Genomic DNA, 14,154 nt, shown 5'->3' on the forward strand with positions numbered 1-14,154 from the left:
ACACTGTAAAAGAGATCGGACCAAGCCCCATTGCAGCAGAAAGAAAGAGAAGAGGATTATAAGTATGACTATGGGAAATCCCTCCCCTTTAGTCTCCCTTTTTCAGAAGGAAGACTTCAATGACTGGTCTAAACCCCACCTTGTAGGGGATACCACTGAGTATTCTGCACTTCTTGAACTGCAGAAGATGCAGAAAAGCGATCAGAGAAAATACGGAAACGGTATCATTGTCAGTGTTGTCACCTGTACAGAAATTAAGCAGGGTATTGCAATCGAAACCGGAAAAACATCTCCGCAGTACTTCAATGCATGTTCAATCATTGAACTCCACGAGGATGATTTCAAGGCTCTCGGCATTAACAAGAACACGAATGTTAGAGTAACCAGTGCAGCTGGCAGCGTTATCTTAAAAGCAGTTGTCACTACCCAGAGTCTGTATCCCGGACTTGCTCACATCCCAATGGGACCATGGGCAAACATGGTTGTTCCGGCATACACTTACTCCACCGGTGAGCCGTGTTTCTGCGGCTTTGACTGTCTCATCGAACCGGCACCGGAAGAGAAAATAGAGAATCCAGTAAAACTTCTGCACGAAAAGTGCGGTTTGAAATATGTAGGTGACCCACACTATGACTAAAACGATTAAAAACGTAATCTGTACATTCTGCGGTACTCTTTGCGATGATCTTGAAGTCGACGTCACTGACGACGAAAAGAAGATTGTAACGGTCAGAAACGCTTGTGCAATTGGTGCAGAGAAATATCTCCACGTCAGCAACCCCGGACGTGTTGTTCTTCCGCGTATGCGTCAGGCTGACGGAACTTACAAGGATGTTTCTTACGATGAAGCAATCGACTTCGCCGCGAAGACACTTCTCAAAGCAAAGAAACCGTTATTCTATGGATGGTCATCCACCAACTGTGAAGCAATTGCAGCAGGCAATGTACTTGCAGAAAAGACCGGTGGTGTCATCGATAACTGTGCAACGGTCTGCCATGGTTCTTCCCTCCTTGCAATTCAGGATACGGGTGTACCTTCCTGTACGTTAGGAGAAGTCAAGAACCGTGCCGATCGTGTCATCTTCTGGGGATGCAACCCGGCACACGCCCACCCGCGTCACATGTCCAGATATTCCATCTTCCCGCGTGGTTTCTTCTCTGCAAAGGGACAGAAAGGAAGAAAGATCATCTGTGTTGACTGCCGTGAGACCGATACAGCAAAAGTTGCAGATACCTTTGTCCGCATCAAGCAGAGCTACGACTACGAAATCTTCGACGCACTCAGAACCCTCCTTCGCGGTGAGGATATCCCCGATGAAGTCGGCGGTGTTCCCAAAGAGAAGCTTCAGGAAGTCGTTGATATCTGTAAGTCCGGACGTTTCGTCACGCTCTTCTTCGGAATGGGTCTGACCCACACTCTGGGAAGAAACCACAACATCGATGCAGGTATCAACTTCATCCGTGACTTAAACGACTATACAAAAGCTGTGCTCATTGCAATGCGCGGCCACTACAACGTCACCGGTGCCGGCCAGGTTCTCGGATGGCAGTATGGTTTCCCGTTCGCATGCGATCTGTCCAGACTTACCATGGCACGTCACAATCCGGGAGAGACCACTTCTGTAGATCTGTTAGTCCGCCATGAAGTTGATGCATGTGTCGTTATTGCAAGTGATCTTGCTGCCCACTTCCCGTTCGAGGCAACACGTACCATGGCACACATCCCGTCGATTACCATCGACCCGCATATCAGCATGTCGACTGAACTCTCGGACCTCCATATCCCGGTCGCAATTGTCGGTGTCGAAGTCGGCGGATGTTGCTACCGTATGGACAATGTCCCAATCGAGACCCGTAAGTGTATCGATGCACCGGAAGGAGTCATCACCGATGAGGAGCTCTTCAAACGCATCAGTGCACGTGTCGATGAGATTCTTGCAGAGAACGGATGTAAGGATGCATCTGAATACCTCGCAAAGATGGAGGCCTGAAGATGTCTGAATTTATCATTAAGAACGGTCACGTATTCGATGCAGTCACCGGTCAGAAAGGCGATATCGCCGATGTCTGTATTAAAGACGGCAAGTTTGTTGACAAGGTCAGCAACTCTGCAACCGTTATTGATGCAACCGGCAAGACTGTTATGGCCGGTGCACTCGATGTGCACACCCACGTTGCAGGTCCGAAGGTCAACCTCGGACGCTGGTACCGCCCGGAGGATAAGTTCCGCCTTGGCGAGCGCTGCTCTGGAAAGATCGACCCGAAGACCAAGATCGAGGGAGGCTTCTCCATTCCGACCGTCTATAAGACCGGATATGAGTATGCCCGTATGGGATTCGGTTTCCTGATGGAAGCAGCAATGCCGCCACTCTACTCCCGCCACGTGCACGAGGAGATCCGCGACACGCCAATCGTTGATGAAGCAGCAATGCCGGTGTTCGGCAACAACTGGTTCATGTTTGAGTATCTGAAGAACGGTGAGATTGACAATGCAGCAGCATATGTTGCATGGATGCTCCGCCAGACCAAAGGATACGGTATCAAGTGTGTGAACCCGGGAGGATCCGAGGCATGGGCATGGGGTCTGAACTGCATGACCGTCAACGATCCGGTTCCGTACTTCGAAATTACCCCGAAGGAGATCATTGCAGGTCTTATCACCACGAACGAAGAGCTGCACCTGCCGCACTCCGTGCACCTGCACTCCAACAATCTGGGTAACCCCGGAAACTACACGACCACCCTTGACTCTCTGAAGATCGCAGAGGACTTTAAGCCGAACAACAACCTCGGCCGCAAGACCGTTCTGCACCACACCCATATTCAGTTCCACTCCTACGGCGGAACCGGATGGGGTGACTTCGAGTCCAAAGCAAAGGAAGTCATGGACTATGTGAACAAGACCCCGCAGATCTCCATCGATACCGGCAGCGTTACTCTTGACGAGACCACGACGATGACTGCAGACGGTCCGTTTGAGTACCACCTCGGTGCCTTAAACCACCTCAAGTGGGGTAACGTGGATGTGGAGCTTGAGACCTCTTCCGGTGTTGTTCCGTACGTCTACAGCCCGAACGTGAAGGTTTGTGACATTCAGTGGGCAATCGGTCTTGAGATTCCGCTGTTCGCAGCAGATCCAATGCGGACGATGATCACTACTGACCACCCGAATGCAGGTCCGTTCACCCGCTACCCGCGTATCTACGCATGGCTGATGGACAAACAGTACCGTGACAATCTCCTGAACAGCTTCAAGTACGCAACGAAGGTCATTGACGCAACCTATCTTGCCGAGATTGACCGTGAGATCAGCCTTTACGAGTTGTCCCAGATGACCCGTGCGGGACCTGCACAGGCGCTCGGTCTGTCCGGTTCGATGGGTGGTCTTGCACCTGGTATGAAGGCAAACCTTGCTGTCTACAACATTAACCCGGACAACATGCCGAAAGGTCTTGACCTGGAGAATGCATTCGCAAAGTCTGCATACTTCTTCAAGGACGGTGTGAAGGTTGTGGAGAACGGTGTTGTGCTGGATGCTGACCCGGTTGCCAAGAAGACCTACTGGGTCGATGCAAAGGTTCCGGAGAACAAGCAGGTTATGCACGATATCAGCGAGAAGTTCCTGAAGTACTATAGTGTCAACCTTGGCAACTACGAGGTTATTGATCACTATGCTCCAAACCAGGAGATTATCGAGGTGTAAGAGATGAACACGGTAACTATTACGTTAAAGAAAGTCCCGGACCTCTTCCTTGAGTGTGAGAGTGTTACTCCGGACAAGTTTGCCGGCAAGTCCCTTGAGGAGATTGCAGCACTTCCGTGTTCGGAAGGTAAGCGCAACTATACGCTTGGCGAGTGGTTCGAGATCTCCGGCGCTTCCGGAGCAACTGCAGCAGAGACGAAGATCGATGTCTACGGTCCCGGAACCTCCAAGTGCAAGTATTTCGGTGCATGGATGACTGCAGGTGAAGTTGTTGTCAACGGTACCGCAGATATGTTCACCGGTGCCTGGATGGAAGGCGGAAAGCTCCACGTGAAGGGTGATGTCCGTTCCTTCTCCGGTCTTCAGATGAAGGGCGGAGAGATGCTTGTCGAAGGACGTGCATGGAACTACCTTGCGGCCGCATACCGTGGTGACTGGAGAGGTATGCAGGGCGGTACTATCCGGGTGAAGGGTGATGTTGGTTCTGATCTTGGTACGTTCATGAACGGCGGAACCATCATCATTGAGGGTAATGCCGATATCCACATCGGTACCCACGCCGAGGGCGGAACGATTATCATCAAAGGCAAGGCGCACCGCCGTGTCGGTGGTCAGATGGTGAAAGGCGAGATTTACGTCTTCCACGGCTGTGATGTGATGATGCCCGGCTACAAGAAGATTGAAGAGAGAGAGATCGAGGTTGACGGTGAGAAGCACATGTTCAATGTGTTCATCGGCGATCTTGGTGAGCGCCATCCGAAGAGCAAGGGTGAGGTCGTTTACGGCCACATCTACACTCTGAAGGAGTAACTCTCCTTTTTCCGTTTTTTTCTGTAATTGTTTTAAAAGAGCTTTTTTGTGTAACGGGACGAAGAATGATCCCGAAATTTCGCGTGTTTCTCTGAGACAAAAAAAGGATAAGGTATTAGTTCTGCATACAGTAGGCGTTGGTCGGATCCACACCGTCAATACCGAGCGGCTTCAAACTCTTCATGACCTTCTCACGGAACTCTGCGAACTCCTCGTCGGTCAGTTGTTCGGGAAGCATCTTGTCAGATGCAATACTTCTGAAAATCCAGTAGATAATTTTTCCCACAATCTCCACAACATCGTCTTCGGAACGTGCAATATAGAATGTTCTCCCGATCTTCGGATGACGTCCGCGTCTGCCGCCGAGCGTGATAAGATAGAGAGGATCCTCGAAGTTAATGTACTGGAAAGGACAGGCATGGATACAGAATCCGCAGAGCATACAGTCTCCCTGATTCAGCCGGAGTTTCCCGTTCTCGATCTGAATTGCATGCTCACGGCAGTAGTAGCCACAGGTCCCGCATCCGGTACAGAGTCCCTCATTGCGCACCGGCCGGCGGAGTCCGGTAATTCCTATCTCATTCAGTCGTTCACTGGTACATCCATTCGGGCAGCCGGAGATAGCAATACGAACCTTCACCGGCATCTCCTTGCCGAAATGTCTCTCATCAAGTTTCCGGGCAAGGGAAAGTGTATCGATGACAGAGTACTTACAGTTTGCATTCCCGAGGCACGCGGTGACATTTACAACCTCATTCCGCTCTGCACCGATCGGGGTTCCGTTTTTCTCAAGATCCGCCAGAAGATCATCCAGAATCTCAGGGCCCACGTGGAGCAGTTCAATCGTCTGCCGGGTGGTTAGGTGTGTATCCTCAATACCGTATTTTTGTGCGATCTTTGCAATTCCCGCGAGAGCCTCCACGCCCAGCATGCCTGCGGGCGTTCGGAGCCGGATAATATAGTGCTCGTTATCCCGTTCAGGGATAACACCGCCTTTGAGATAGAGATTCGGATCTGCCATTGTACCTCGATCATTGGAGAGGGGATGATAAAAGAATTGTCTTTGCGGTATACCTGTGTGTGGAGTCTGTCCATCAAGCTCACGGTTTGCCGGACAGAGTTGATTTTTTCAGAGGAGTGAAAAAATTTCTCGATTACACTTATCGTAATTTTGCCTCTCTGAGAATAATCTCGGTAACAATTTCCACAACCTCGCCGGTGAGTTCGGCACACTGTTTTTTATGCTCGGGTGAATCCGCAAGCATATTTTTTGTCAACACGCGACAGCACACCGATTTGTTCTCTTTCCGGAATCTGTCGTGAAGCTCCCGTGCATATTTCATACACTCTGCCGACTGTACTTTCTCTTCCGGTTTTGTTCTGCCGAAAACAAGACCGAGGGCCATAACTCCTCCTGCCACCGCTCCGCACGTACATCCTCCGCCTCCCATTCCAACAGGAAAACCTGATGCGGCCGCGATAATTTCGTCCGAAACTGACGGGCAGAATGTATCTCTGATTATTTTTATCACAGCCTCCGAACAATACCATTGTCCGCTGTTGAAAAGATCTTCCGCCTGAATTTTTAATTGTTCACAGTCAACCGTCTCTGGAATTGAAAAATAGGAAGGGAGTGTCATGCTCTTTTTGCGGAAAGAGTTAACGGAATTGCATTTCTCACGGTAAACAGAGCCATACACCCGTTATAAGCCGCCTGTTTCAGGCTTTCGATCTCCTCATCGGTTGCCTGTGCGCTCGTTACATTGAAGGTAACTCTGTATGCGCCAACAAGAGGCTGGGTTCCGAGTTGGAACTGTGCATGATAATCGAGGTCTGCTTCGATGTCTGTGTGCAAGGCATCAATTTTGATTCCCCGTTTTGCTGCAGCGGTCATGAAGGTTGCTGAAGCACACCCACAGATCCAGAACAGGCCGTATGCCATCGGTGACGGGTAGTTCCCGAGCTTCTCAAAGTTCGGATGGGCTAACGCGAAGGTAACCGGTCCTGCATCGGTCTTTGCGTCTGCCGTAAACTGCGGGCCGTTCTCGTCGAACTGCCAGGTTCCGGTCATTTTGGTTGTAAACAACGCTTCATTGTCGTCCGCTTTTATTTCGGATTCGTACTGCTTTACCTGTGCTATATCAATATTATTCAGCATGTTTTCTGTCTCACTTTGGTGTGGAAGGAGTTAATGTAATGAGAAATGTGTCTTTCTCATTTTGGCTGGTCACATCAACTGCATATCCTGATTTTGGGAATGCTCCTTCCACAGTTTTCACCTGTGTCGATGTCCCGAGAAAACTGAAAGCACCTTTTTCTTTTTTCAGGGCGACCTTCAGCCTCAGCATCAGATAGGTACACGATTCTTCACGGAAGTCAGGTATCATTCTGACTATTTGGTTTCTCAGTTCTTCGTGATAGTAATTTCCCAGAGTCCGTTTTCAATCAGTTTGACACTGCATTCGAAGTTTCTGTCTCCGCAGTATTCGGGAATAGACGCGGTAGCTGCGGGTGCGTGGTCGCATACTACAACGAGCTCTTCGCCTGATGATAGTTTTTTCAGTTCTTTGTCTACTGCCAGAAGACAGATTGGACATACTTTTCCGGTAATGTCTAATTTATTCGTCATGGTTTTTTCACCTTAGAGGCCTATTGCTGTGAATGCTTCAATAATCCATGGGGAGACAAGTGCCGTAAAGATAACTGCTCCGGCAAGCATGCCGATTACAAAGACCAGGGACTTCAGGTTTCCTTCCGAGGTCATCACAAGCTGACGGAGAGGACATCCGCCGAGGAGCGTTCCGATAAGTCCGACGAAGATACCGCCTACGATCATGAGAACAATAACCCCCGCTGCACTGACTGCCGGTGCCCCGCCGATTGCGGTGAGGAGCTGACCGTCCTGCATACACCAGAGGAACTTCGGAATTGCTGCCGGTACGATGAAGGAGAAGATGAGATAGAAGACAAATGCAGAGATGATTAAAGCGATGTATCCTTTTAGCAGTCGGGTCTGGCGGAAAAGGATGAAATCACGGATACCACCAATGGAACAGAAACCGCTTCTCTGGCAGAGCCAGCCGATAACAAGACCAAGAATGATCGTTGCAATCGGGACGAGGAGGACTGCGCTTTCCTTTGCAATTAAGAATCCTTCTACCATGGTTCAGTCCTCCATTCTCTTGAGCGCAATCTTGATGCCGATGTAGATACCGACGATGATTGCGATAAGTCCGAAGACTGCGACGAGATCACCGTAGCCGATACGGAGTGCAAGGCGGTATGGGCACGCTCCCATACAGAGGGCGAAGATCATGAAGAGGATACCGCCGATTCCGTAGACGACGTAACTCTTTGCGTCACCTTTCTTGACACGGAACTCTTTGTAGAGTACTGCTGCCGCAACCGCACCGACGAGGACCCCGATGATGGTCAAGACCGGCAGGGTTCCCGCAGCAACCGGGTTCGCGGAGAAGGGTGCGAGGAAGAGGTTGCTTCCGGTGAGGGAGTTGTACACATAGTTGATTAAGTCACGACTGTGACAGGCAACACAAAATCCATAAGCCTGCGGTCCGCCGGCGGCGAACAGGAGGGCCTGGATAAGTGCTGCGGCAAAACCGATTACGGCTCCGCCAACGAGCGGCATCTTGAGGTAAGAGTCCAGCCCTTTTTTTTCATCAGAACTATTAGCTACCATAGCTGTATTTCCTATTCGAATGGATTCAATATTAATGTTGGTGGAAATGATTTTATAGTATGTCCAGTATTCATTTTTTAGTTTCTTCTTATTAATATATCTATCACAAGTAATTTATATGGTGCGCAACATCTGGCTTTTCCTCAGACTTACAAAAAATGAAAAAGTTCAGGGAGTACAGCGGCTGATTCTGCCGAGGGCAACGATCGTGTTTCCGGTGATCCGGTACAGCGCGAGTCCGGTGTTGTCTGCCGCAGCAACCGCTGCGGAGGTTACCTCTGCAGCAGTTGCCACAAGAGGTATGTTTGCGATGACTGTTTTTCGTACTGTTTCTGCAACGATATTTCCTGAGAAAAGGAGATAGGTTCTGGAAAAATCGATGTTGTGTGCGAGTCCCCAGCCGATGATGCGGTCTGCCGTGTTCTGGGAGGTGAGATCCTCTGCAGCGGTGAGAAGGGTTGCGTCTTCTGTGAAAAGTGCCGCGCTGTGCCAGTTGGTTTTCGGGAGATATTCGGTGCTTCTGCTGAGTTGTTGTTCTGACACAACAAGATCTGATGTAATGTCTCCGAGTTTTCCCGAATCGAGAAATGAGGATGCTCCGCCGCATCCGGCAAGAACGGTCTTTCGCGAAAGAAGAATTTCAAAGGGGTTGGCGGTAACGACACTGGTCTGTGGACCGTCAATATGAACTGAGCTGATGTCTGCATACGTTTCAATGACGCGTTCCGTGTAGAGCTGACCGACAACGAGGTCGGTCGGATCCTCTGCCGAGGTCATGATGGTCATCGCGGCACGACCATTGATGATGATCTGTACAGGTGTTTCGTTTTTCAGATTTTTCATGATTATTTCACCATTCCGGCAATTTCTTCGGTTGTGGCAATCAGCATGTCGATGTCGTCCCTGGTGTTGTAGCAGTAGGCACTTGCGCGGACCGTTCCGCCGGTGAGACAGAGGGCGTGCATGAGCGGCTGACAACAGTGTTCGCCGGAACGAACCATGATTCCTGCGGCTTCATCAAGGAAGTAGGCAACTTCGTGGGGGTGGACGTTGTCCACGGTGAAGGAGACTGTGCCGATAAGGGGTGCGTCTTCCGGGGTGTAAACGCGTACACCGGGGATTTCTGCAAGGCCGCGGATCATGCGGCGGGCAAGTGCCGCGCTGTGATCCGCGACGTTTTTCATGCCGATGTTTGTGAGATAGCGTGCTGCTTCGGCAAGACCGATAGCGCCGGGGACGTTGGGAGTTCCCGCCTCGTAGCGTCCAGGGCCGCTGACGGTAGTGAAGGTTGTCCCGCTGACACTCTGCACCATGCCGCCTCCGGTACAGAGCGGCGCAGGAACATCATCTCCGGTGACATCCGGACTGATCCAGAGGCCGCCGGTTCCCATCGGCCCGAGCATTTTGTGGCCGGAGAAGGCGAAGTAGTCGCAGCCGATCTGTTCGAGATTCAGGGGGAGGTGGGGCGCGGTCTGTGCGCCGTCGAGATGAAGAAGGATGTTTTTGTCTTTGCAGATCTCGGCGATTTCTTTTGCCGGAGCGATGGTGCCGAAGACGTTTGAGGCGTGTCCAAGGGCTATGAGGCGGGTGTTTTTGGTGATGCAGGATTCGATGTCCTCGGCTGAAACCGTTCCTGCCGTACTGTCTACGACGTCGATTCCGTCGATGAGATGATCGTTTTTCAGCCGGTACCAGGGAAGGAGATTGGAGTGATGATCCTGGAGGATGGTGATGATGCGGTCGGTTTTGTTCCAGTGAATCCCGCGTGCGACGATGTTTGCCGCTTCAGTGGTGTTTTTGGTGAAGGCGAGGGTGCCTTTTTCGCCTCCGAGAAATCGTCCGAGTGTTTCACGTGCTTCCTGGTACTGATGCGTTGCCATCCGGGAGAGTCGATGAATCCCGCGGCCGACATTGGCGCGGTAATGGTATTCTGCGGTTACCTGCGCTTCGATTACCTGACGCGGTGAGAGGGAGGTTGCAGCGTTGTCGAGGTAGATAAGTTTGGCAAGGACCGGAAAGTCACTTCTGATAGATTCGGGATCGAAGAGAGGCATGTGGTTGCTGGTGATTTTTGTTTTTATTCTATATAATGGTTACAGCAGATCTTATATCTGGGATGATTGATAGAAAATTTGTATTTATTTCTGCCGATGTGCCTGAAGTAATGGTTTATATAGAATTATGAGTCAAATATCTTTACAATGACGAAGCACAGTGAATACATGGAAGCATTCTTCGGCGTCGAGCTGTATAAGAAGTTCGAAGATGTTCTTGGGGATCTGGAGAATATTGAGCTGGATTTGAAGGATATTTCCAAGGAGGTCGGACGTCTCGGTGGAAAGATGGAGGATGAGGATCGTCTTGGTACCGCACGGGAGATGCGGGCAGCAACCTATGAGTCTGCGCAGCAGGTGCGGGATGTACGGACGTTCCTTGATTTCTATTTCACCCAGAGTCAGGAGTTGTCTCAGATCATTCTTGAACGTGATGCGTACATGCTGCTGTATCAGATCTATAAGTGGGATATGAATGATGTGCGTGACCTCCGCAGCTGGATCCGTGATTTTAATCATGTGTGTAAAACGATTGGATACCGGCCTGAGGATCTTCTGAACCTGAAACGGTTGACGGCGGTACCGGTGCCTGAGGATGTTATCCGCTATCCGGTGTATGCAGTGGATAAACATGGATACTGTCTGTGCGGAAAACACTGCGACGATATTATGTACATTGATGAGATCCGCGAGGAGATGGAAGAGAAGAAAAAGAGTGCCTGAAACCGAGAATATTTATTTTTGCTGGGTGATATGAGTTTATGGCAAAATATCTGTGCATTTTCTGTGCCTATATCTATGATGAGGATCTGGGTGATCCGAAGCATGGTATTCCGGCAGGAACAAAGTATGAGGATATTCCGGATACATGGAAGTGTCCGACCTGTATGATTCCGAAAAGTAAACCCGGTCTTTTCAGAAAAATTGAGGAGTAGCCGGTCCCGGATTTTTCCGGAAAATATTTTCTTTTGGCCTTTCAGTTTAAACTGCTCTTCTTACATCAGTACGAGTGTTTCGTTCTCCGGTGCCATTGTTCCCTTCCGCGACTCAACCGGCATTTTTGTCAGTGATTCCAGCACTGCAAGATCGTCTAAGAGGTCCCGCCGGTCATACAGATAAAACTCGACCGGCTTCCACAGTGCCACCCAGCCGATGATCACAAAACTCTGGGCAAGCGCAAGATTGACATCATTTTCCTCAAAAATACGGGTAAACATACTGCTGATTACCAGGCAGATTACGAGGAAGATCAGACCGCGGATGAGGTACCGTTTGCCCCGCTCCATCGCAGATGCATACTTCCGGTTCTCATGGTACAGACGGTACGCAAAGTTTGCTGTCACCGCATGCTCCATGTTTTTCCGGGTATTGCTGTTCTGATAAAGGTTCGGACTGAGGTACAACACAATCCGTGCCAGTTTCCGTTCTTCGGGGGTCAGATCCTCCACTGCATTGCGGATATAGGTCTCCGTCTCTTCATCCAGATCTTTTTCCTCTTCGGGTGAGGGATCCAGCAGATTATAGAACTGATCCATACTGCTGATATGTACATCAATCAGAATCGATCCATTTTCCTGCGCATATGCCGGAATCTGGGATTTTATCGGAGTATTCATAACTTTCCTTCTTTTACAAGAATACCTGCCGTTACCACCTGACCGCAGGAGATGCAGCCGTCGCCAAACGGATACCGGGGATTGGTCACACAACTGATTCCCGCAGCCGATAACTCTGCAAGAATCGTCTCGCGGATCGACCGGTTAATCGCAACACCGCCGGAGAGTGCAGCCGTTGTAATTCCCGTCCGCTCTGCTGATCGGATCGCAAGAGCTGCGATCCCTGTTGCAAGCGTAGTCTGGATCGTAGCTGCAGTATCTGAAACCGACACTCCGCGCCCGATCATTTCCCGGACTTCCCGCAGAATATCCGAGGTCATCAGAACATCAGCCCCGTCGCTGCCTTTCACAATCCGCGCAGCAAGCGGCTGCGGCGTTCCGCGTGCAGCATACGCCTCAAGAACCATCGACGGTTCCCCGTCGTACGTCCTCTCGCGGCAGATCCCAAGAAGTGCTGCTGCTGCATCCAGTATGCGGCCTGTTGACGTCGTCGCGGGGCTGTTGAACCGCTTCTTCGTCTGCTGCGCAAGTACCCGAAGCGACATATCGTCCCACCCGCGTCCTGCAAGCAGGGAAATCGTTTCCTCATCCGGAAGAATCCCATACAGCATTCGTTCCGGGAATTTTGTTGCGAGGTCGCCCCCCGGCATCAGAACCTGCTCCAGGTGCCCTGTCCGGACATATCCCTCCGCAGGCGATCCTGTCAGAATCTCGCCGCCCCAGATCGTCGCATCATCTCCATACCCGACACCGTCAATCGCAATCCCGACGACCTCCTCGGTTGTCACCGATGCAATATGCGCACGGTGATGCTGTACCGGGCACAGGACAGCCCCCCACTCCTCTGCAAGAGCGTGGGCCAGACGGGTACTCAGAAACTGCGGATGCAGATCATGGGCAATAATCTCCGGCTTCGCTCCTGTCAGGGACGTAAGTTTTTCAATCGTCTCTTCAAGATAGGCAACCGTTGCAGGATTCCGGATGTTTCCGATATGCGGTGACGTCACCATGAATCCTTCCTTGTAAATTGTTGCGTTTGCGTTCAGTTCCGGTCCGACCCCCAGAATATGATGCTCCCCCAAATCCATCGCCGTTCGCAGCGGGGCAAGACCTCGTGACAGACGGATAATATACCCGTCCCGCATCACCGAATCATCGCACCGGTTTACAATCTCACGATCATGCGACAGGATAAACTCCGCAACATTTCCCATCCGCTCGGAAATATAGGATGTCTCCGTAATCATCGGCGTCCCCGGTGCATTCGCACTCGTCATCACCAGCAGCGGGTGCTGCAGATGCCGGAACAACAGATGATGCAGACCTGTATAGGGCAGCATCACTCCGAGGTTATGCAGTTCGGACAGTTCTGTGTGTGCAGCCGGGTCAATCTTATCCAGAATCATAATCGGATGCACCGGCCCTTTCAGCATCTCCTCTTCAGATGCGGTCATCGGGAGCACGTACTCTGAAAGCGACTCCGGCTTCATCATTACCGCGAGCGACTGATGCGGCCGCCCGAGCAGCTGCTTCAGGCGGCTTGCCTCTTCCTCAATGCAGCAGATATGATAACCTCCCACACCCCGGACTGCGACAATATGTCCCGCATCAAGCAACTCCGCAGTTGCCCTGATCGGATCGTCTGTCGCAACCGGAACACCTGCGGCGGTCAGAAGCGACAGCTTCGGACCGCAGTTGCTGCATGCAATCGTCTGGGCATGATGTCTGCGGTTTGTTGGGTTTTGGTAGTCTGCACAGCAGTCGTCGCAGGGAGGAAACATCTCCATCGATGTCCGCTCCCGATCATAGGGTACCGCCCGGATAATACTGTACCGCGGCCCGCAGTCCGTACAGGACGTGGCCCAGTATCCGTAATACCGGCTGGCCGGATTCATAATATCTGCAAGGCAGGAGTCGCAGGTTGCAATATCTGCCGGAATGAATCCTGTCCGCGCCCCGTCTGTACTGGGAAGAATTGAAAATCCCGGTTCGGTCACGTATGTCTCAGGAAACGGTTCAACCGTTACCGAATCAATAACCGACATCTTCGGCCCCGCCGACACCTCACGACAGAACTCATCAAACCGGTCGCCGCAGGCGGTGATCTCCACTTCACTCCCGTGATTTATCACTGTTCCTGCGATGCCGAACCGCACGGCTGCTGCATACACAAAGGGGCGGAACCCCACACCCTGAACAATACCGCGCACTATGATTCTGCCGCAACGCATTTACTCACTCAAAAACCATTATAGAATTACAACCAATATAAGT

The 14,154-nt window shown here is 51.1% G+C and carries 17 protein-coding genes; 6 read left to right on the top strand and 11 right to left on the bottom strand.

The annotated features are described in order from the left end of the window. From O0S10_RS04920 to O0S10_RS04935, 4 genes are all read left to right on the top strand, one after another. Window positions 1-637, top strand: a 637-nt coding sequence (locus tag O0S10_RS04920) for a molybdopterin dinucleotide binding domain-containing protein (RefSeq protein ID WP_338148556.1), incomplete at its 5' end; no start/stop codon positions are given. After that, window positions 630-1,991 carry a formylmethanofuran dehydrogenase subunit B gene (locus O0S10_RS04925; RefSeq protein ID WP_268924792.1) on the top strand — a complete coding sequence of 454 codons (1,362 nt, stop codon included), beginning with the start codon at window positions 630-632 and terminating at the stop codon, window positions 1,989-1,991. The genes O0S10_RS04920 and O0S10_RS04925, both read left to right, overlap by 8 nt. Before the next feature lie 2 nt (window positions 1,992-1,993). Then, entirely contained in the window at window positions 1,994-3,703 is a 1,710-nt protein-coding gene (locus tag O0S10_RS04930; protein WP_268924793.1) for a formylmethanofuran dehydrogenase subunit A, read from the top strand. A gap of 3 nt (window positions 3,704-3,706) precedes the next feature. Further along, a complete protein-coding gene (locus tag O0S10_RS04935; RefSeq protein ID WP_268924794.1) occupies window positions 3,707-4,513 on the top strand; it encodes a formylmethanofuran dehydrogenase subunit C in 807 nt (268 codons plus the stop codon). Window positions 4,514-4,628: 115 nt separating this feature from the next. Here O0S10_RS04935 and O0S10_RS04940 read toward each other — a convergent pair whose 3' ends face one another. From O0S10_RS04940 to O0S10_RS04980, 9 genes are all read right to left on the bottom strand, one after another. Continuing rightward, entirely contained in the window at window positions 4,629-5,534 is a 906-nt protein-coding gene (locus O0S10_RS04940) for a 4Fe-4S dicluster domain-containing protein (protein ID WP_268924795.1), read from the bottom strand. Window positions 5,535-5,673: 139 nt separating this feature from the next. Further along, a complete protein-coding gene (locus O0S10_RS04945) occupies window positions 5,674-6,153 on the bottom strand; it encodes a C-GCAxxG-C-C family (seleno)protein (RefSeq protein ID WP_268924796.1) in 480 nt (159 codons plus the stop codon). Beyond that, window positions 6,150-6,671: an OsmC family protein gene (locus tag O0S10_RS04950; RefSeq protein ID WP_268924797.1), complete on the bottom strand. Its 522-nt coding sequence runs from the start codon at window positions 6,669-6,671 to the stop codon at window positions 6,150-6,152. The genes O0S10_RS04945 and O0S10_RS04950 overlap by 4 nt, the downstream gene beginning before the upstream one ends. Window positions 6,672-6,681: 10 nt before the next feature. Further along, window positions 6,682-6,861: a hypothetical protein gene (locus O0S10_RS04955; protein ID WP_268924798.1), complete on the bottom strand. Its 180-nt coding sequence runs from the start codon at window positions 6,859-6,861 to the stop codon at window positions 6,682-6,684. 56 nt (window positions 6,862-6,917) lie between these two features. Beyond that, a complete protein-coding gene (locus O0S10_RS04960) occupies window positions 6,918-7,142 on the bottom strand; it encodes a sulfurtransferase TusA family protein (protein WP_268924799.1) in 225 nt (74 codons plus the stop codon). Between the two features lie 12 nt (window positions 7,143-7,154). Continuing rightward, window positions 7,155-7,676, bottom strand: a complete 522-nt coding sequence (locus O0S10_RS04965) for a YeeE/YedE thiosulfate transporter family protein (RefSeq protein ID WP_268924800.1) — start codon at window positions 7,674-7,676, stop codon at window positions 7,155-7,157. A 3-nt stretch (window positions 7,677-7,679) separates the two neighbouring features. Further along, a complete protein-coding gene (locus O0S10_RS04970) occupies window positions 7,680-8,210 on the bottom strand; it encodes a YeeE/YedE thiosulfate transporter family protein (protein ID WP_268924801.1) in 531 nt (176 codons plus the stop codon). Window positions 8,211-8,378: 168 nt separating this feature from the next. Further along, a complete protein-coding gene (locus O0S10_RS04975) occupies window positions 8,379-9,053 on the bottom strand; it encodes a formate dehydrogenase accessory sulfurtransferase FdhD (protein ID WP_268924802.1) in 675 nt (224 codons plus the stop codon). A gap of 2 nt (window positions 9,054-9,055) precedes the next feature. Beyond that, entirely contained in the window at window positions 9,056-10,264 is a 1,209-nt protein-coding gene (locus O0S10_RS04980) for an aminotransferase class V-fold PLP-dependent enzyme (protein WP_268924803.1), read from the bottom strand. 147 nt (window positions 10,265-10,411) lie between these two features. Between O0S10_RS04980 and O0S10_RS04985 the strand changes: the two genes are divergently transcribed. Both O0S10_RS04985 and O0S10_RS04990 read left to right on the top strand, forming a co-directional pair. Further along, on the top strand, window positions 10,412-10,987 hold the full coding sequence (locus O0S10_RS04985; protein ID WP_268924804.1) for a hypothetical protein: 576 nt from the start codon (window positions 10,412-10,414) through the stop codon (window positions 10,985-10,987). 38 nt (window positions 10,988-11,025) lie between these two features. Continuing rightward, the gene (locus O0S10_RS04990; protein WP_268922799.1) at window positions 11,026-11,199 is read left to right on the top strand and encodes a rubredoxin; all 174 of its coding nucleotides are present in this window, start codon (window positions 11,026-11,028) and stop codon (window positions 11,197-11,199) included. Window positions 11,200-11,259: 60 nt separating this feature from the next. On the opposite strand, the gene O0S10_RS04995 is transcribed toward O0S10_RS04990, so the two are convergent. Together O0S10_RS04995 and hypF are read right to left on the bottom strand one after the other, a co-directional pair. Next, window positions 11,260-11,880, bottom strand: a complete 621-nt coding sequence (locus O0S10_RS04995; protein WP_268924805.1) for a hypothetical protein — start codon at window positions 11,878-11,880, stop codon at window positions 11,260-11,262. Then, window positions 11,877-14,111, bottom strand: a complete 2,235-nt coding sequence (hypF, locus tag O0S10_RS05000) for a carbamoyltransferase HypF (protein ID WP_268924806.1) — start codon at window positions 14,109-14,111, stop codon at window positions 11,877-11,879. The genes O0S10_RS04995 and hypF overlap by 4 nt, the downstream gene beginning before the upstream one ends. Window positions 14,112-14,154: the final 43 nt, after the last annotated feature.

It is taken from the genome of Methanocorpusculum petauri (assembly GCF_026891975.1).
Lineage (GTDB): Archaea > Halobacteriota > Methanomicrobia > Methanomicrobiales > Methanocorpusculaceae > Methanocorpusculum > Methanocorpusculum petauri.

Coding starts and splice junctions, on each gene's coding strand:
- O0S10_RS04930 (WP_268924793.1), top strand. CDS start 1,994: ATGTCTGAATTTATCATTAAGAACGGTCACGTATTCGATGCAGTCACC.
- O0S10_RS04985 (WP_268924804.1), top strand. CDS start 10,412: ATGACGAAGCACAGTGAATACATGGAAGCATTCTTCGGCGTCGAGCTG.
- O0S10_RS04990 (WP_268922799.1), top strand. CDS start 11,026: ATGGCAAAATATCTGTGCATTTTCTGTGCCTATATCTATGATGAGGAT.
- O0S10_RS04940 (WP_268924795.1), bottom strand. CDS start 5,534: ATGGCAGATCCGAATCTCTATCTCAAAGGCGGTGTTATCCCTGAACGG.
- O0S10_RS04970 (WP_268924801.1), bottom strand. CDS start 8,210: ATGGTAGCTAATAGTTCTGATGAAAAAAAAGGGCTGGACTCTTACCTC.
- O0S10_RS04965 (WP_268924800.1), bottom strand. CDS start 7,676: ATGGTAGAAGGATTCTTAATTGCAAAGGAAAGCGCAGTCCTCCTCGTC.
- O0S10_RS04980 (WP_268924803.1), bottom strand. CDS start 10,264: ATGCCTCTCTTCGATCCCGAATCTATCAGAAGTGACTTTCCGGTCCTT.
- O0S10_RS04945 (WP_268924796.1), bottom strand. CDS start 6,153: ATGACACTCCCTTCCTATTTTTCAATTCCAGAGACGGTTGACTGTGAA.
- O0S10_RS04950 (WP_268924797.1), bottom strand. CDS start 6,671: ATGCTGAATAATATTGATATAGCACAGGTAAAGCAGTACGAATCCGAA.
- O0S10_RS04995 (WP_268924805.1), bottom strand. CDS start 11,880: ATGAATACTCCGATAAAATCCCAGATTCCGGCATATGCGCAGGAAAAT.
- O0S10_RS04955 (WP_268924798.1), bottom strand. CDS start 6,861: ATGCTGAGGCTGAAGGTCGCCCTGAAAAAAGAAAAAGGTGCTTTCAGT.
- O0S10_RS04975 (WP_268924802.1), bottom strand. CDS start 9,053: ATGAAAAATCTGAAAAACGAAACACCTGTACAGATCATCATCAATGGT.
- O0S10_RS04935 (WP_268924794.1), top strand. CDS start 3,707: ATGAACACGGTAACTATTACGTTAAAGAAAGTCCCGGACCTCTTCCTT.
- O0S10_RS04960 (WP_268924799.1), bottom strand. CDS start 7,142: ATGACGAATAAATTAGACATTACCGGAAAAGTATGTCCAATCTGTCTT.
- hypF (WP_268924806.1), bottom strand. CDS start 14,111: ATGCGTTGCGGCAGAATCATAGTGCGCGGTATTGTTCAGGGTGTGGGG.
- O0S10_RS04925 (WP_268924792.1), top strand. CDS start 630: ATGACTAAAACGATTAAAAACGTAATCTGTACATTCTGCGGTACTCTT.